At 47.1% G+C, this 18,860-nt stretch carries 16 protein-coding genes; 13 read left to right on the top strand and 3 right to left on the bottom strand.

The window, feature by feature from the left end:
- Nucleotide 1 precedes the first annotated feature (1 nt).
- The 13 genes from V7S65_RS12950 (at nt 2) to V7S65_RS12890 (ending at nt 14,326) form a co-directional block, all read left to right on the top strand.
- The gene (locus tag V7S65_RS12950) at nt 2-1,360 is read left to right on the top strand and encodes a hypothetical protein (RefSeq protein WP_079470281.1); all 1,359 of its coding nucleotides are present in this window, start codon (nt 2-4) and stop codon (nt 1,358-1,360) included.
- Nucleotides 1,357-2,433 (top strand): glycosyltransferase, encoded by a 1,077-nt coding sequence (locus V7S65_RS12945; protein ID WP_079470280.1) that lies wholly within the window; start codon nt 1,357-1,359, stop codon nt 2,431-2,433. The genes V7S65_RS12950 and V7S65_RS12945 overlap by 4 nt, the downstream gene beginning before the upstream one ends.
- Before the next feature lie 9 nt (nt 2,434-2,442).
- The gene (locus tag V7S65_RS12940) at nt 2,443-3,573 is read left to right on the top strand and encodes an XrtY-associated glycosyltransferase XYAG1 (RefSeq protein ID WP_111577618.1); all 1,131 of its coding nucleotides are present in this window, start codon (nt 2,443-2,445) and stop codon (nt 3,571-3,573) included.
- Nucleotides 3,574-4,479, top strand: coding sequence for a glycosyltransferase family 2 protein (locus V7S65_RS12935; RefSeq protein ID WP_079470278.1), 906 nt, complete (start codon nt 3,574-3,576; stop codon nt 4,477-4,479). It abuts the gene before it with no gap.
- Between the two features lie 6 nt (nt 4,480-4,485).
- Complete coding sequence (locus tag V7S65_RS12930) at nt 4,486-5,067, top strand: WcaF family extracellular polysaccharide biosynthesis acetyltransferase (protein ID WP_079470277.1); 582 nt, start codon at nt 4,486-4,488, stop codon at nt 5,065-5,067.
- Nucleotides 5,064-6,497, top strand: coding sequence for a capsule assembly Wzi family protein (locus V7S65_RS12925; RefSeq protein ID WP_336386846.1), 1,434 nt, complete (start codon nt 5,064-5,066; stop codon nt 6,495-6,497). Before V7S65_RS12930 ends, V7S65_RS12925 begins: the two co-directional genes overlap by 4 nt.
- 18 nt (nt 6,498-6,515) lie before the next feature.
- Nucleotides 6,516-7,751: a WcaI family glycosyltransferase gene (locus tag V7S65_RS12920; protein WP_079470275.1), complete on the top strand. Its 1,236-nt coding sequence runs from the start codon at nt 6,516-6,518 to the stop codon at nt 7,749-7,751.
- Nucleotides 7,752-7,785: 34 nt separating this feature from the next.
- A complete protein-coding gene (locus V7S65_RS12915; protein WP_079470274.1) occupies nt 7,786-9,171 on the top strand; it encodes an undecaprenyl-phosphate glucose phosphotransferase in 1,386 nt (461 codons plus the stop codon).
- A gap of 58 nt (nt 9,172-9,229) precedes the next feature.
- Nucleotides 9,230-11,371, top strand: a complete 2,142-nt coding sequence (gene katE, locus V7S65_RS12910; protein ID WP_336386847.1) for a catalase HPII — start codon at nt 9,230-9,232, stop codon at nt 11,369-11,371.
- 64 nt (nt 11,372-11,435) lie between these two features.
- Nucleotides 11,436-12,101, top strand: a complete 666-nt coding sequence (locus tag V7S65_RS12905; RefSeq protein ID WP_079470273.1) for an epimerase — start codon at nt 11,436-11,438, stop codon at nt 12,099-12,101.
- A 245-nt stretch (nt 12,102-12,346) separates the two neighbouring features.
- Nucleotides 12,347-13,036 carry an NUDIX hydrolase gene (locus V7S65_RS12900; protein WP_079470272.1) on the top strand — a complete coding sequence of 230 codons (690 nt, stop codon included), beginning with the start codon at nt 12,347-12,349 and terminating at the stop codon, nt 13,034-13,036.
- Nucleotides 13,037-13,040: 4 nt separating this feature from the next.
- Complete coding sequence (locus V7S65_RS12895) at nt 13,041-13,586, top strand: 2OG-Fe(II) oxygenase (protein ID WP_336386848.1); 546 nt, start codon at nt 13,041-13,043, stop codon at nt 13,584-13,586.
- Between the two features lie 8 nt (nt 13,587-13,594).
- Complete coding sequence (locus V7S65_RS12890) at nt 13,595-14,326, top strand: metallophosphoesterase family protein (protein WP_079470271.1); 732 nt, start codon at nt 13,595-13,597, stop codon at nt 14,324-14,326.
- Between the two features lie 66 nt (nt 14,327-14,392).
- Here the strand turns inward: V7S65_RS12890 and V7S65_RS12885 are convergent, their stop codons facing one another.
- The 3 genes from V7S65_RS12885 to V7S65_RS12875 all read right to left on the bottom strand — a co-directional run bounded on the left by V7S65_RS12885 (nt 14,393) and on the right by V7S65_RS12875 (nt 18,795).
- Nucleotides 14,393-16,906, bottom strand: a complete 2,514-nt coding sequence (locus tag V7S65_RS12885) for an outer membrane beta-barrel protein (protein ID WP_336386849.1) — start codon at nt 16,904-16,906, stop codon at nt 14,393-14,395.
- Between the two features lie 138 nt (nt 16,907-17,044).
- A complete protein-coding gene (locus V7S65_RS12880) occupies nt 17,045-17,755 on the bottom strand; it encodes a LytR/AlgR family response regulator transcription factor (protein ID WP_227024483.1) in 711 nt (236 codons plus the stop codon).
- The gene (locus tag V7S65_RS12875; protein WP_079470268.1) at nt 17,755-18,795 is read right to left on the bottom strand and encodes a sensor histidine kinase; all 1,041 of its coding nucleotides are present in this window, start codon (nt 18,793-18,795) and stop codon (nt 17,755-17,757) included. The genes V7S65_RS12880 and V7S65_RS12875 overlap by 1 nt, the downstream gene beginning before the upstream one ends.
- Between the last annotated feature and the right edge of the window lie 65 nt (nt 18,796-18,860).

The following is an 18,860-nucleotide window of genomic DNA, read 5'->3' as shown; positions in this document are numbered from 1 at the left end:
TATGCAGCAGGAATTTATTTTATCAGCAGGAACAGGACATTTCTTTTTTGGTTTTCATGATCTGGTAGCTTGGAATGCTGCAGGTGATAAATTGCTCGCATTACAAACACCGGATATCACCGTTCCACCGGACCCGCGTATTCCCTGCGGCATTGGCTATTTCGATGCAGCGCAGCAATTCCGCCGGATGGGAGATACCTATGCTTACAACTACCCGCAGGGCGCCCGCCAGCAATGGATCGGCGATACAGATACTTTTATTGTAAATGATCGTGTTGATGATGTTTGGGGTTCTCGGATATATGATACAAACGCCGGTAAATGTGTGAGCGTATTGCATCAGCCCGCCCATGTGATTACAGACGAAGGCGTCGCCTTTGGCATCGACTATGCACGGTTGTTCCGTGTAGGAGGATATGGATACACAGGGCTTACGGATAAGTATGCACACGTTCACGTGCCCGATACATCCGGTATTGTGAAACATAATGTATACACCGGTGAGCAGACAATGCTGCTGTCTATCGCCGCTGCTGCCAATTATAAAATGAATCCTGCCCTGGGGCAGCATCATTATATCACGCATCTGCTGCTGAACCCTTCGCAGCAGCGATTAGCATTCCTGCATCGCTATAAGTTGAAAGACGGTGGCGAAACTACACGGCTTATGACCATTGGTGTGGACGGCAGCGACCTGAAATGCCTGGCAACGGGTTTCCTCAGTCATTTCGACTGGAAAGATGATTCCCACATTGCTATCTGGGGCAGAACAGGCAGTAACATCGAAAAACTGCGTGGCTCGTTGTTGTATAAAATGATGCCTTCCGGGTTGATTTCCGGAGGAAAGAAAGTACTGAAGAAATTATTATATACAAAAGAGAAAGGAGCCAAAGCAGTAGCACCCTTCAACTGGTTGTTACTGGAAGATGTGGATAACGGGGCACCGGCTATGCTGGCGAAAGATATTATTACAGAAGACGGGCATCCGATGTTTTGCCCTGCAGACCGCGACTGGATGATTTGTGATACCTATCCCAACCAGCAGGGGATCCGTACACTGTTTCTTTTCCAGTACAGCACGCAACAGAAAGTTACGTTGGGTACTTACCGTATGATTGACGATAAACCTGACCTGCAACTGGCACACCCTTTACTGGCCGGCGTGGAAGAAGGCGTGTTAAAAGCCTTTTCACTGGAGCAGATGGCTTTTACACGCAGCGGCCTGCATTGTGATTTGCACCCACGCTGGAAGCGCGATGGTAACGTGGTGGCTTTTGATTCCATCCATGAAGGCCGCCGCATGATTTATGGTTATGATGTAAGCAGTATTATTCATGCACATAAAAATGTATTGGTATGATTGCCATCCTGCAGCCACTGGTACCGCATTACCGCGAGCATTTTTTTAACCGGCTCAATGAGCAGGCGCCTTTCGATCTGTATTGTTATGATCAGGCGGATGCTATCAAGCAGCAGAACCTGTCGGCCGGCAATACTACGGTGAAGCAATTACCTGCCTGGAGCGTAGGCCCGTTTGTGTTATATAACCCGTTGCGCTTTTTTAGTAAAGATTATAAAGTGCTGGTGCTGATGCTCAATTTCGCGCATTTGTCTACCTGGATGATCCTGCTGCTGAAGCCTTTGCTGAAACAAAAGGTTATTCTCTGGGGACACGGTATTTCAGTGAAAAGATATGTACAGGAAGAGCAACGCCCCAGCCGCTTATTGAAATGGATGATACAACTGGCCGATGCTACCTGGTTTTACACGCCAAAGGAAATGGCGCTCTGGCAACAGGAGATGCCGGGTTTAAAAGCAGTGGCTTTAAACAATACTATTTCTGAAGTGGAGAAGATCATGCAACGGGAGGTGCCCGATAAAGCAGCGTTGCGGGAGAAATATAATATCCGTTCAAAACGCATATTGATCTACTGCGCGCGCTTTAATGAAACCGGCCGTCGTATTGATCTGCTGGAGAAGCTGATGCAGGAAACCGATCCGGAACAGTACGGATTTATTATTATCGGCGCAGGTAAATATAAACCGGACTTCAGCAGTTATCCACATGTGCACGACTTCGGGGCAGTATATGATCCTACCATCAAGCATGAGTTGTTTGGCATCGCGGATCTGTACTTTCAACCAGGATGGGTGGGCCTTTCAGCGGTAGAAGCAATGGCCTATGGTAAACCGGTATGTACTTTTAAACGCAGCGAAGAGGTATTGCAATGCGTGGAATACAGTTATATCAGGGATGGCTACAACGGTTTGATCTTCGATAGCATGGAGGAATGTTTGTATGTGCTGGATCAATTGTCGGATGAAGAGATTAACAGGCTGGGTCAACATGCCAAACAATTTGTGGGAGAAAACCTCACCATGACGGCGATGGTGGATAATGCTTTTCACTCACTGGATTCAATGAATAAATAACCCTTGTTTATGAAGATACTTTTTATTGTTCCTTCCTATAAACCGGCCTACGTGTACGGAGGCCCTATTGTAGTAATAGCGCGGCTGGCGGAGCAGTTGGTGTTAATGGGGCACCAGGTGGAAGTGTATACTACCACTGCCAACGGTGCGAAGGAACTGGATATAGCGGCTAATACCACGGTGATCATGGACGGGGTGAAGGTAACCTATTTCAAAAGAATCACCGGTGACCATACGCATGTGTCGCCGGCGTTGTGGAAAGCAGTTTGGTCTAATGCAAAACAATTTGATAAGGTACATATCCACTCCTGGTGGAATTTCCTGGTGATGGGCGCTTCCTTTATCTGTAAATGGAAAAAGCTGAAGCCATTGCTATCGCCGCATGGCATGTTCTGCGACTATGTACTGACGGCGCGGAACAACCGGAAGAAAAAGCTGCTGCACACGGTGATGGGTAAACGTTTATTAAAGAACACTTACCTGCATGTATCGTCAGAGCTGGAGTGGAAAGAATGCCGGCAGGTGAATACCCACTGGGAAGGCGGACAGGTATTTAACCTGGTGGATTTACCGGAAGGAAGTTTTGTGCGGACAGAGAACGAAGTATTTACCATCAGTTTTCTTTCACGGGTAGATCCCAAGAAGGGGTTGGACCTGCTGATCCGTGCATTGGCAAAGGTTACGTTCCCTTACCGGTTACAGATCGCGGGGAGCGGTGATGCACAGTATGTAGCTGAATTAAAAGATTTAATTGCGTCGCTCGATATGGATAATAGCGTCGAATGGGTAGGTTGGAAAGGCAGTGAGGATAAATTTCATTTCCTCGCTGCCACCGACCTTTTTGCGCTTACCTCCCGTAACGAAAACTTTGCCATTGTAGTGATTGAATCGCTGTATGCGGGCACGCCGGTGCTGATCAGCGACCAGGTGGGACTGGCAACGTATGTGCAGCAGCATGACCTGGGCTGGATTACGGGGATTGATAGTGTGGAGACGATCACCGCACAACTCACGGCTGCTTACCGGGAAAAAGGACAACGGCAAAGGATTACACGGTCTGCCCCTTTGCAGATCCGTAATGATTTCAATGATGCCACACTGGCGTCGTCTTATGTAGAACTGTATGAAAAATGTAGCTAGATGAAGATCGCGGTAGTAATACTCACATTTAACGAATCGTTGCACCTGGCACGCTGCCTGGAGAATCTCCGGCAAATAACGGATGAGCTGTACGTAATAGATGCTTTTTCAACAGATGATACCGTAGCGATAGCGGAGAGATTCGGCGCAAAGGTTTTTCAGCGCAAATGGGTCAATTATGCCAATCAGTTTCAATGGGCATTGGATCATTGCGGCATTGAAACACCCTGGGTGATGCGCATGGATGCAGATGAATACCTGGAACCCGGACTGGTAAAGGAAATCCGCCAGCGGATAGACAAAGTGCCAGCCGGTATAACGGGCATATATATACGCCGCAAGGTGTTATTCAAAGGTAAATGGATCCGCTTCGGCGGTTTCTACCCGCATACCCTCTTGCGGATATGGCGCAATGGGGTAGGCAGCATCGAACAGCGCTGGATGGATGAACATATTGTATTGTCCGACGGCGCTACGATGCTGTTTAAAGAACATATTGTAGACGATAACCTGAATTCCATTCACTGGTGGGTAAACAAACATAATAACTACGCCATCCGTGAAATGGTGGACCTGCTGAATATCCGCTATGGCTTCTGGCAAACTGACGAAAGGTTGCTGCGCGAAAGCGGAACACAGGCCAAACGGAAACGGTTCCTGAAGGAGAAGGTATACGCCTCCATGTCGCCGGGAATGCGCGCTTCGCTGTATTTCCTGTTCCGCTATGTAGTGCGTTACGGCTTCCTGGATGGTTATAAGGGGTTCCTCTTCCATTTCATGCAAGGGTACTGGTATCGTTTACTCGTAGACGTTAACGTGCAGGAATTTCAGCAAAAGCTCGATGGAAACGAAAGCAGGGAAGATATTATGGCGTTACTGAAACAGGATTATAACATTCATATCTGATATCACATGACCACTAATCTTGCTGCATTTAATACAGGCAGTTATTATGCCGGCCCTAAGTGGAAAGTGCTGTTATGGTACTTCTGTAACTATTACATTTTCAACAGCGCTTTCCCCTGGCCATATGGCCTCAAAAGCAAGCTGCTGAAGCTGTTTGGCGCCCGTGTGGGCAAGGGCCTCGTCATAAAAACAAAGGTGCGGATCAAATATCCGTGGCTGCTGACTATCGGCGATCATTGCTGGATAGGGGAGTCCGTATGGATTGATAATCTGGCGGCGGTAACGCTGGGAGATCATGTTTGCCTTTCACAGGGCGCCCTGCTGCTGACCGGCAACCACGATTATAAACAACCGGATTTTCCTTACCGGCTTGGTCCTATCCACATTGAAAACGGCGCCTGGATAGGCGCTATGGCAGTAGTGTGTGCAGGTGTTACCTGCGGTAGCCATGCCGTGCTTACAGTAAACAGCGTGGTTTCAAAAGAGATGGAGCCCTGGCTGATTTACTCCGGCAACCCCGCGGTGGCAGTACGTAAAAGGGAAATGAAAGGGCATACGGTTACCATACTAAATACGGCGGCTATATGAAGAAATGGGGCTTATATATCGCGTTAATGATAGGGCCGGTCACTGCGTGGGCGCAGGTTCACTTTGCAGATTCGCTGGAAGTGCATGCGGGCGCAGTAGGAACCATTGCTTCAAAAGACTACCAGCCGCTCTGGCTCATGGCCAATCACTTTGGTACCATCAGCGATCGTAAAGGCGATGTATCTACACATGTGGGTTTTAGCAACGGGCACGTATGGAAAGAGGATTTTTATGTGAGGTACGGGCTGGATGTGTACAACAACGATCAGTTCCATCAAACATTTATAGAACAGGGATATGTAAAGGCCGGTTATAAACACTGGGAAATCAGGGCCGGGCGGTATGAAGAAATCATCGGGGAAACAGACAAAGACCTGAGCAGCGGCTCTATGGGGATCAGCGGTAATGCGCTCCCCATACCGAAAGTAGGCATCGCGGTAACGCAGTACACCGATATTCCCTACACCAATGGCTGGGTACAGTTTAAAGGACTCATCAGTCACGGCTGGATGGGAAAGGACCAATACATCAAGGATGCCTGGTTGCATGAGAAAAATTTCTATCTCCGCATAGGCAAAAGAAAACTAAAGGTATTTGGTGGTATACAGCACTACGCGGTATGGGGTGGTAACCGGAAAGACCTGCCAAAGATCACCGCCGACTGGCAGGGGTTTATGGATGTGCTGCTGGTAAAAACAAAAGATGATGGTACCGTTGGTACTTCGGAGATACAGCCGAATCGCCCCGGCGACCACCGCGGCATTATAGAAGGAGGTATTGAATGGGAAAATGATCAGTTGTCGCTTCGCCTGTATAACCAAACCCCTTTTGAATCGGGGCAGGGTATCGATATCCGGAACATCGACCGGCTCCTGGGCATTGTGTATACCAACAAACAAGCCGGCAGCTGGCTGGAGAAGATCACAGCAGAGGTGCTGTATACCAAACAAATGAACGATTTCTTCCCGTTGCATCAACGCGAAAGCTACTATAACAACGGCGTATATCTTACCGGCTGGGATTATCACGAACGTGTGATCGGCACTCCGTTGTTTATTGACCGGGATCGCGGACAGCATTACTTCCCCAGCATGAAGCCGTTCAACTGGAATGATCATAAGGATTCACTGAGGGCAAAGGGAGGGAATATTATTAATAACCGTGTAATGGGAGTGCATATCGGTGCGCTTTATCATCTCCCAAAAAAAATTACCGGCAGAACATTAATCACCTACACACAAAATTATGGCACTTACACCAATACCGCCCTATTTAAGCCAATGAAGCGGCAATGGTATACGTTGCAGGAGTTTCAGTACCAGCTGTCGTCGAAAGGACTTGCCCTGAAAGCATCCATAGCAGTGGATCAGGGGCAGCTCTCCGATAACGTGGGGTTTATGATGGGGGTGTTATGGAGTTGGCGGCAATAATATTTAAATACAACGTATATGGGTAAACGAATATTACTGATAGGCGGCAATTTTTCACCCGAGCCAACGGGGATAGGAAAGTATAATGGAGAAATGATCAGTTGGCTGGCAGATAACGGGTACGACTGCACGGTAATAACTACCTATCCTTATTACCCGCAATGGCAGGTGCAATCGCCCTATGAACGGTCAAAGAACTGGTTTAAAAAAGAAGTACTTCCGCAGGGAAAAGGAAAACTAACGGTATACCGCTGCCCGCAGTATGTACCTGCAGAACCTTCCGGCAAGAAGAGAATGTTACAGGACTTTTCTTTTGCAGCGGCCGCATTTGTCAAAGTGATGCAACTGGTGTGGAAAAAGAAATATGATATTGTGATTACGGTAGCGCCGCCCTTTCATCTCGGGTTGCTGGCCGTTCTCTATAAAAAGCTGCGGGGAGCCAGCTTCGTGTATCATGTGCAGGATTTGCAGATAGAAGCCGCGCGTGACCTGCAGATGATCCGCTCGCCACGGCTTATCAATGCGCTGCTGAAACTGGAGAAGATGATTCTCCGGCAGGCAGATCACGTAAGCAGTATAGCCGACGGGATGATCCGTAAAATAAGTGACAAGGCTGGCAGGGAAGTGTTTTATTTTCCTAACTGGGTGGATGTAACACAATTTCATCCACTAACGGATAAGGCTATATTAAAACAGTCTTTTGGATTTCTGCCTACCGATAAAATTATATTGTATTCCGGCGCCATCGGCGAAAAGCAGGGACTGGAAGCCTTGTTGCATGCCGCTGCATCCTGGCAGCACCGCGAAGAAATGAAGTTCCTGATCTGTGGTTCCGGACCTTATAAAGCAAAGCTGGAACAGGTTGCATCGCAACTGCAGTTAAAGAACACGATCTTCTTTCCATTGCAACCCCTCGCGCAGTTTAATAACTTTTTAAACATGGCAGACGTACACCTGGTTATACAAAAATCACATGCCAGCGATCTGGTGATGCCATCTAAGTTAACCACTATACTCGCGGTGGGCGGTATAGCGCTGATTACCGCCAATGAAGGCACGGGCCTGCATGAGCTGGTAAGCCGGCATCAGATGGGAATCCTCGTGGATGCGGAAAACCAGGAGGCGCTGCAAACGGGTATAGGCAGGGCGGTATGGGAAAATACCGCCGACATTGCAAGGAATGCCCGTGAATTTGCAGCCAGTCACCTTTCTATTTCAGGAGTGATGACGCGCTTTAAAGAACAGGTGGCGTAGCGCTTTCTTTTATTGATCAACCATATTCTATTTTATGCTGAACCGGTATCTCAAAATTTGCAGTATCCAGTTGATTGTGCTGGATTTTATCTGGCTGAACGTATTGTTTTTTTTAACCAGCTCCTGGTTGCAGCGGTACGACCGTATGCAGGATATTAACGTGGATATTTTTCTCGTAGTATCAAATCTCTCCTGGCTGGTGGCTTTGTACACTACCGGTATTTACTTCCTCAGTCAGCAATTATCGTTTGACCGTATTGCCCGCAAAACAATACAGAGCATATTGCTGTACCTGTTGTTATTGTTGTTATCATTGTTTCTCACCAAGCAATTATATTCCCGGTTGTTTATTTTGAGTTATTGTTCCAGCTTCCTCTGCATGGTATTGCTGGGCCGCTGGGTTTTCTACAAGGTTACCCGGCATATCCTGCATCGCAACGGAGTGGAAAAGAAAGTGGTGATCCTCGGGTATAATGATCTTTCCAAACAACTGGCGGATCAGTTGATAGGAGATAACAGCAACCTCAAGTTTGAAGGTTATTTTGAAGAATCCAGTAACGTGCATGAGTTATCTTATTACCCGGTGATCGGTAACCTGGAAGCCTGTGTGCCCTATGCACAGTCTAATAATATCCGTGAAATATATTCTACGTTATCTCCCGAAAAATTTCCTTACCTGTACACTTTGGCGAGAGAAGCAGAGCTGAACCTGATTCACTTCCGCTTTGTGCCCGATTTCAAGTTGTTTGTGAACAGGCAGATCTTTGTGGATTACTTCAATAATATTCCTATCATCTCATTGCGTTCTGAACCATTGGATGATATTGCCAACCGCATCCGTAAGCGGGTGTTTGATATTATCTTCAGCAGTCTTGTGATTGTTTTTATACTCACCTGGCTGATTCCTTTGCTGGCGCTGCTGATCAAGCTGGAGTCCAGGGGGCCGGTGTTTTTTATTCAATACCGTACAGGCCGTAATAACCTGAATTTCCCTTGTTTGAAACTGCGGAGTATGTATGTAAATAATGAGGCGAATGCGAAGCAGGCTACGCGGCATGATAGCCGGTTCACGAGGATCGGGCGTATCCTGCGTAAAACAAACCTCGATGAAATGCCGCAGTTCCTGAATGTATTTATGGGCGATATGTCTATTGTGGGGCCCCGTCCACATATGCTTCGTCATACCGAGGAATTTTCGCGGGTGATCCAGCAGTACATGATCCGCCATTTTCTGAAACCCGGTATTACAGGCTGGGCGCAGGTATGCGGGTTGCGTGGGGAAATTACGGAAGAATCACATCTGCGCAGAAGGATCGAACATGATATCTGGTACATGGAAAACTGGTCGGTATATCTCGATCTGCGCATTATATTTTTAACGATCAGGAATACGATTAAGGGAGATGAGAATGCGTTTTGAATAGGTATGGTTTGTGTGAATGAATGAGTCCTACCTCATCATTAAAATCACCAAACCAATGGCAAAGAAAAGAAATCCTATTATCGGAAAGTCAAACAAGAAGGTGGAAAGTCTTACCCCGCATACAGAAGAAGGGGTAGACCAGTTCCTGACCACTAACCAGGGTTTACGCATTAATGATAACCAGAACTCCCTGAAAGCAGGTGAACGTGGTGCTTCGCTGCTGGAAGATTTTATTTTAAGGGAGAAAATTACCCACTTTGACCACGAACGTATTCCGGAGAGAATTGTGCATGCCCGGGGAGAAGCTGCTCACGGCTATTTCCAGGTGTATGAGTCTATGGCGAAATATACAAAGGCGGGTTTCTTACAGGATCCGTCGAAACAAACGCCGGTATTTGTCCGCTTCTCTACGGTAGCGGGCTCACGCGGTTCTACTGATCTGGCCCGTGATGTGCGTGGCTTTGCAGTGAAGTTTTATACCGATGAAGGAAACTATGATCTTGTAGGCAACAACATGCCTGTATTTTTTATACAGGATGCAATGAAGTTCCCTGATTTTGTTCATGCTGTTAAACCGGAACCACATAATGAAATGCCCCAGGCTGCTTCTGCGCATGATACTTTCTGGGATTTTATATCGCTTGCGCCGGAAAGCATGCATATGATTATGTGGGCCATGAGTGATCGCGCTATTCCCCGTAGTTTGCGTATGATGGAAGGATTTGGTGTACATACTTTCCGTTTTATCAATGCGGCAGGTAAGGGCAGCTTTGTAAAGTTTCACTGGAAACCATTGCTTGGCGTGCATTCTGTGGCATGGGATGAAGCGCAGAAAATTTCCGGTAAAGACGCCGACTTTCATCGCCGCGACTTGTGGAATGCCATTGAATCAGGCGCCTTTCCCGAATGGGAGTTTGGTGTGCAGATAGTTGCAGAAAAAGATGAACATAAATTTCCGTTCGATCTCCTCGATCCTACTAAAATAATTCCTGAAGAAGTAGTACCGGTAATGCGGATCGGTAAGATGGTGTTGAATCGTAACCCGGATAATTTCTTCGCAGAAACAGAGCAGGTAGCATTTCATCCCGGACACCTGGTGCCAGGGATTGATTTTACCAATGACCCGCTTTTACAGGGAAGATTATTTTCTTATACAGATACGCAGCTGTCGAGACTGGGCAGTCCCAATTTTCATGAAATCCCCATCAACCGCCCGGTTGCGCCGGTTCACAACAACCAGCGCGATGGCCACATGCGGCAAACCATTAATCGGGGTGAAGCTGCCTATGAGCCCAATACCGTCAGCAACGGTTGTCCTTTCCAGGCAAAGATGAAAGACGGTGGTTTTACTTCTTATGAAGAAAGAATAGATGCTAAAAAGATCCGCGGCCGTAGTGCAAGCTTCTTTGATCACTTCAGCCAGGCCACCTTGTTTTATAACAGCCAGTCGGAAGTGGAAAAAACGCATATCGTAAAAGCCCTGCGCTTTGAGCTTGGCAAGGTAACCCGTACGGATATACGTGAACGGATGATTGGTGTGTTAACACAGGTAGATAAAACGCTTGCTGCACGGGTAGCGGAAGGGCTGGGATTACCCGTACCTGCGAAACCGGAGTTCCCCATTAACCACATCCGGCCGGCAGATGCAGATATCAAAAAGTATGAGCCCAAAGCCGTAAAGCAACAGGTAACTACTTCGCCGGCGTTGAGCATGGCCAATACAGTAAAGAATACGGTGAAGTCCAGGCAGATAGCTTTCCTGGTGGCGGACGGCGTTTCCGGTACAGATGTGGCCAAAATGAAAGCCGACCTGGTAGCGGCGGGCGCGCAGGTGCAGCTGATAGCTCCGAGGCTTGGTACCATCAAAGTAGCTGGCGGCGCAGATCTCCAGGCCGACCAGAGCCTGCTCATCGCGGCATCTGTGCTGTTTGATGCCGTATATGTGCCCGGTGGTAAGGCCAGCGCCGCTGTATTAGCCAAAGATCCGGCAGCGCTGCATTTCATCAACGAAGCCTATAAACATTGCAAGGCCATTGCAGTAAATGGCGAAGGAGTGGAAGTGCTGAAAGCCACCTATCTGCAAACAGAAAGTAATGAACCGGGTTTGTTGCTGAACAAAAGCAGTAAGGACTTTATAAACGCCATCGCACAGCATCGTTTCTGGGAGAGGGAAGCTAACGACAACATCCCGGCATAGATATTTTTATTAAAATCAAACGAAAGATCTAAATTTCGGGATATCTGAAATTTAAATTGTTCCTATGGAGATAAGAGCCATTATTACAGGAAGTACCGGTATGGTAGGAGAAGGGGTGTTGCATGAATGTTTACAACATCCGGATGTAAAGGAGGTGCTGGTTATTAACCGCAGGCCCTGTGGCGTAAAGCATCCCAAGCTGAAGGAAATCATTCATGAAAATTTCTATGATATGCTGCCCGTGGCAACAAAGCTGCATGGATATAATGCCTGTTACTTCTGCCTGGGCGTTTCTTCCGTAGGAATGAAGGAAGACAGGTATAAGCGGGTCACTTATGATCTTACTATGGAAGTGGCTAAAACGCTGGCCGCCCTCAATTCAGATATGACCTTCTGTTATGTTTCCGGTGCAGGCACCGACAGCTCGGAGAAAGGCCGCAGTATGTGGGCGCGGGTGAAGGGCAAAACCGAAAATGACCTGCTGAAACAACCATTCAAGGCGGCGTATATGTTCCGGCCGGGCTTTATGTTACCTACCGATGGATTGAGATATAGCCAGAAGTACTATAAGTATATGACCTGGGCCTATCCGTTCTTCCGGCGCGTTTTCCCACAGTGGGTATCCACGCTGGCGGAGGTGGGGCAGGCCATGATCAATGTTACCCTTTATGGCTATTCGAAGCCGGTGCTGGAAGTAAAGGATATCGTGACTTTGGCTCATCACCCATAAAATACTGGTAACCTGCGGGATAGCGGTCTACTTTATATAGATCGCGGGATGTATATTTGCATCTTGTTACTTTAACAGTGTAACAGTTGTAGGTTATGAGATGACTGGAATATTCCTATCCCGGGTCCAAATAAAAAAGGCGGTGCTTCGGCGCCGCCTTTTTGTTTTACAGGTAAAATCCAATCAATTTTTAGGTTATCTCCCTAAAAAATCTTTACTTCACGTTAAAATGACGCAAACAGAATATGAAGTCTTTCCACGAGTATAAGAACCCCTCCCTGGCGGTAGACCTGGTGGTATTTGGATACCACAACAATACCTTATCGGTATTGCTGCTGAACCGTAAGGAAGAGCCGTTTAAAGACTGCTGGACCTTGCCGGGCGGCTTCCTGCAAATGGAAGAAACCTTCCTGGACACCTGTTCCCGCATCCTGCAAACAAAGCTGGGCATGAAGGAAGTATTCCTTGAACAGCTCTATTCCTTTGACGCACCTGACAGGGATCCGCGTGGCCGGGTAATAGCTGTGGGATATTATGCCCTCATTAACCCCGCTAAATTCGACGTGGTGGCCGGTAGCATGGCTAATGATGTAAAATGGTTCAATGTCAGGAAAATGCCTGCTCTGGGCTTCGACCATAAACATATTTTTAAACAGGCGCTGCAAAGGCTCCGGTCGAAGATCCAGTATTACCCGGTAGGATTTGAATTGCTGGATGAACTGTTTACCATCACAGAGCTGCATGAACTGTATGAATGTATCCTGCAAACAACCATCGACCGGCGCAACTTCCGCCGCAAAATACTGGACGCCGCCTATGTGGTTAATACAGGCCTGAAACGCGAAGGATTGAAAAACCGGCATCCCGAACTGTACAAGTTCAACAAACAACTGAAGAAAAATAGTTTCCAGATCAATGTTCCCACTGAAACCTGATGTTATGGAGAAAATCACTTACACCCCGGAAATTTTTACCATTAAAAACTTTCTCAGTACAGCCGAATGTGCCCGACTTATAGAAAAAAGTGAAGCAATGGGCTACGAAGAAGCCACTGTAGACGTAGGCGGAGGCGTACAACGGATGATAAAAGGTGTACGAAATAATGAACGGGTCTTGTATAAAGATGTAGCTTATGCTACCTTTATCTGGGAACGGCTGAAAAACTTTGCTCCGGAAGAAAAAGATAACAGAACCGCCTGCGGTGTAAATGAATTGTTCCGGTTCTATAAATACAGCCCCGGACAACGCTTCAAAATGCACAAGGACGGCAGTTTTGAGCGGAACAGGTTTGAAGCCAGCCAGTATACTTTTATGATCTATCTGAACGAAGCATATACCGGCGGGGAAACCATTTTTGCTTCCGGCGAAATTATCCGCCCGGAATCCGGTACCGCCCTGATATTTCATCACCCGTTGCGGCATGAAGGTTCATTGCTTACTGCAGGTGTGAAATATGTGCTGCGAACGGACATTATGTACAAATAAAACAAAACATGCCCGCAACCTACGTAATAGGTGATATACACGGTGCGCTGAAAGCCCTTAAACAGCTGGTAGAGCGTATCGCGCCGAAAACAACCGATACACTGATTTTTTTAGGTGATTATGTGGATGGATGGTCTGAGTCTGCCGAAACAATCACCTGGCTCATGGAACTGGAATCACAATACACCTGCATTTTTATAAAAGGAAACCACGACGCCTGGTGCGAATCCTGGCTGAATGGCGTAATGCCCGAAGCCTCCTGGCAGCGCAATGGCGGCAAAGCCACGGTGGAGAGCTTCAATAAATTGTCGCCCGCAGCGCTGGAAGGTCACCAACAATTCCTGAACCGCATGCGCATGTACTACATCGATGATCAAAACAGGTTGTACATACACGCGGGGTTCACTTCCACCCACGGCCCCGCCCATGAAAGGTTTGAACCCATGCTCTACTGGGACAGAAGCCTCTGGGAACTCGCCCTGGCGATGGATCGCAGCATTCCAAAGAACTCCATGTTCTATCCAAAAAGACTGCTGCAGTTCAAGGAGATTTATATTGGTCACACCCCCAGCCTTAACTATGGCGAAGATCTTCCTATGATCGCCTGCAACGTGCACAACATCGACACCGGCGCGGCTTTCAAAGGCAAAATTTCCGCGATGAATGTGGATACGAAAGAAGTGTGGCAGAGCGATGCGGTGTATTTGCTGTATCCGGGGGAGAATGGCCGGAATCCATAAAAAAAGCCCGGAACGCTCAGGTGTACCCCCTTCGCATTCCGGTGCTTTAAACTATAAGACAACTTCTTACTGAATCACTTCCTGCATTCCCTGCATACCTGCGCCCATATTCTTTCTCTTAAACAGGCTGGCGTCAATTTTACCAAACCGGTAAGCAAATGTCAGGCGCATCATCTGCGGGTCGCGTAAGCGACTGTAATATTGTGTGAAATAATCGCTTTGTGAATATTGGTCGGACCAACGGGTTCTGAAGATATCATTCACGCTAAAGGTCACCGAAGCGGCATTGTTTTTCAGGAAGCTCTTTTTGATGGCGGCGTCTACACCATAGAAAGAAGCAATGTATCCCTGTGAAGCATTCTGCGACTGCTGCATAGGCGGACCGCTCTGCACATTCTTATTTTCATTCACCGGCAAATTGGTTTTCGACTGGTAAGTACCTGTGAGCTGCAATTCAAAATTAGCAGGTAGTTTAAAGGTGTTGTTAAGCTTACCAAACCAGCTCCAGAGCGCATCCTGGGATTGCGTTACATTGTCTGTATTGATCTTTGAATTATAAATGTTCACGTTGGCCGTTGCGCTCCACCATTTGGCTAAATTATACATGGCGGTTACTTCCGCACCGGCAGAATAGCTGGAATTGGCGTTGATGTAAGTGTTCACCAGCATTTCCTGGCCGTTTACCGGATCGGTTTCCTTCGTGAGGTAACGGGTGATCAGGTTATTGGTATGTCGGTAATAGATAGATGCCAGTATGGTATTGTTTCCTTTCAGCGTTTTCAGGTACGACATTTCCAGTGAAGTGGTGAATTCCGGTACCAGTCCCGGATTACCTTTCGTGATATTCAGCTTATCGGTGGAATCGGTGAAAGGAATCAACTGGAAGAAGTTGGGCCGGTTAATACGACGGGTATAGCTCACTTGCAGCTCCTGGTCGTGTTTCAGCTTCTGGCTTAAAAACAGCGATGGGAACAGGCTCACCGGGTAGTTGTTGGAGAAATGCTGTCCGTTGTTGAGCAGATCGCCGGTGTAATTGGAACTTTCTGCACGTACGCCAACTTTATAACCAAAATTACCGATGGTGTTGGATACGCTTACATAAGCTGCGTATACGTTATCACTGTTCTTATAATTATTGGAGGCGGCCGGGATCAGTACATATTCCTGTGTTTCCGGGTCCAGCATATAGTTGTTAAAGTTGCTCTTCGTTTTACGGACAGAGGCTCTCAGCCCGGTTTCCAGCTTTAATTTACCGCTGAAAGGTTTTACATAATCCGTTTGGATGGTCATAAAGCTCATGGAGCCATTACCCAGGATCTGTTGTATATCGCTGCCGCTGATGTTGCTGCCGGTATAACGGTCGGTCCTGTAGTCGGAGTTATTATCGCTCTTTCCGCCAAAATAGTTGAAGTCGGCAGTCAGTTCTTCTCCTTCTTTAGGGAAAAGGTGTTTCATGCCCAATACCAGGCCGTTTGCGTTGAACTTGTTGTGGGAACTGGAGTTACGCTGACTGAAAGCCCTGATATCGCCGGCTTTATTCAGGGTATCGGTATTGATATCAATCCGTTCAGAAGGGTTCATGGAACCATGTACCTTGATACCGGCCACAGATAAGGTGGTGCGGTTGGTAACAAACCAATCCAGTCCAAGTTTACCAAAAATGAAACCACCATCTGTTTTGTTGGTGTTGTACTGGTTGATGTTGGTAGGTGGTTCATCCGCAAAGTTGTTACGCTCGGTGGTACCATTGGTACGGCCTTTCATCTGGTTGCCCATTACGCTGGCGGAAATATTTACCTTATCCTGGCGCAGGTTAAAGTCCGCACCGCCATTTACAGCGCCGCGTTTATCCACACCGGCGCGCAGGTTACCGTTGTAACCCGTTTTCCGGTTCTTTTTCAGTACAATGTTCAGGATACCGGCACTGCCACCGGACGCGTCGTATTTGGCAGAAGGATTGGTGATCACTTCCACGTTTTCAATCGCATCCGCCGGAATCTGTTCCAGGGTAAGGGTGGTTGGGCGCCCGTCGATATACAGCTGTGGCGCGCTGTTACGCAGGGTTACATTGCCATCGATATCCACGTTTACAGAAGGCACGTTTTTCATCACGTCCAGTGCGGTACCGCCGGCGCTTACGATGTTCTTTTCCACGTTGAATACCTTTTTATCGATATCCATCTGCATCATCGGCTTGGTGCCGGCTACCGTAACGCCCTGCAACTGCGTGGTGCTTACTGCGAGTTTAATATTGCCGAGATCCTTTTCAAATGGCGGAAAGGTAACCGGTTGTTCCACAGTTTTATACCCGGTAGCAGTGATCCGCAGTTTGAGCGGGCCTCTGCCGGGCAGATCTTCCAGGCTGAACTCTCCGTTGCCTTTGGTCAGTACGCCTTTCAGCAGTTTTTCCTTCATTTTTTTTGTGACACTATCCATGCGGTTCTGCAGGATAATTACGGAAGCATAAGGAACAGCTTTTCCATCGGGGTCAATAATTTTGCCATATACATGGCCGCTCATTCCCATACCCATGCCCACCGGCATTTTGGCGCCTGCGGGGGGCTGAGCTACAGCACTCATTGAAAGCAAAAACAGGGTGATAAACAAATAAATCTTATACATTTTATATAAATTCAGATCATGCAAAAGTATACCCACCAGGTGGATAAAATAAATTAAATGAGATGAGTGGGGAAAAAATAGCTACGAACTGTCGGATCACTGACCGGCCTTACCGGCAATGGCATATACCGCATCACGGTAAGTATCGCCCACAGGGAGTTCCAGCGTATCGAGGAATATGGCGTTTTTCCGGATCGTAGTGATGGCGGCAATGGAAACGATATACGACTTATGCACCCGTACAAACCTGGAGCCGGGCAACTGCTCCTCCAATCCCTTGATGCTCATACGGGTAATAACCGGTTTGGAGCTGCTGTTCAGATGGATTTTTACATAATCTTTCAATCCTTCTATCCACCGGATATCGGCATATACTACTTTCAGCAGGCTGTAGTCCACGTTCACAAAAAAGAAATCCGCCTCTTCCCGCGCCGTTTTTCCACCTGTTTTGAGCAGGAAAAGCTCCTGCGCTTTATTACAGGCTTTGATAAATCGCTCCAGGGACACCGGTTTTACGAGATAGTCCGTTACGGCGAGGTTAAAGCCCTGCAATGCATATTTTTCATAAGCAGTGATGAGGATCACCAGCGGTTTATTGGGCAGCGATTCCAGGAACTGTAGCCCCGTAAGTCCCGGCATCTGGATGTCCAGGAATATGAGGTCTACGGACTGATGCCGCAAAATCTCCATCGCCTCAAATGCGTTGTTGCATTTGCCGGTGAGCTGCAGGTAAGGAACCATGCTGATATTGTCTTCCAGCAGGTCCAGCGCTAACGGTTCATCGTCTATGGCAATACATTTCATCATCAGTGGAGATTTAATTGCAAGGATACTATAAACCAGTCATCTTTCTTATCAATATGCAAAACATAATTATCTCCATACAACAAATTCAAACGCCTTTTTACATTTGTAAGACCAATACCGCTGGTTTTATCTTTTATTTCGGAAGAATCTTTATTGAAACGGTTACGCACGGAAAAAAACAATTTGTCATCCCGCGTATATAGCCGGATATCTATCATAGCATCAGTGATCATGCCGGTGCCGTGCTTAAAAGCGTTTTCCACAAAAGGGATCAGCAGCATCGGCTCTATTTCATAACAGGTATCGCCTGTTTCCAGTGATACCTGGATGGTTACATTCTTCCCGAAACGTTGCTGCTGCAGGTCAATATAACTTTGCAGGTATTCGGTTTCTTTTTGCAGGGGAACTTTGTCTTCATCTGCTTCGTACAACATATAACGCATCAGCGACGACAACTTGATGAGAGAAGGTTCCAGCACATCCGACTTTTTACGCGCCAGCGATACCATGTTGTTAAGCACATTGAACATAAAATGCGGACTTACCTGTGAGCGGAGCAGCGATAATTCCGTTTTCAGCAACTCATTTTCCCGCGCACTGCTTCGTCTTTCCAGCTTCATTTTATCCACAATCATCTGGAAAGCTGTACTGGCCGAGAGTACAAAGGAAAAAGTAAAAAAGGTGAACAGGATGGCTGGTTTTATATCCATCTGATGCGGTTTCAGGAATATCTTTTCAAAAGTATACCGCATGGTGCACATAAAAATAAATATCCCCACGATGTAAAGGATATAATCGACAATCTTCTTTTTATAAACCAGTTTCGGAATAAATACCCAGGCGTTCAGGTAAAAAAACACGACCATTACCAGGTAAGTGAAATACACATACATAGCCCACGCCTGTTTTTCATCCATGCGGTCCCGGTCGTACTTTTCGTTGGTAGGATGTAACAAATAGGGGAGAGAGAAGAATATCAGCCATGCGAGCATATGCCTGGCTATTATTGCCCATTTTTGTTGGTACCATTCCTGTTTCATGGCGGCAAATTAGGGCATTTGTATAATTATGAAGGCGGAGTTGCGACCAATTGTAATAATTCTAC

Source organism: Chitinophaga sp. CCNWYY40, from assembly GCF_037483205.1.
In the GTDB taxonomy this organism is placed as follows: domain Bacteria; phylum Bacteroidota; class Bacteroidia; order Chitinophagales; family Chitinophagaceae; genus Chitinophaga; species Chitinophaga ginsengisegetis.
The sequence above is the reverse complement of the archived record's forward strand: the minus strand, read 5'-3'. Positions and strand labels throughout refer to the sequence as shown.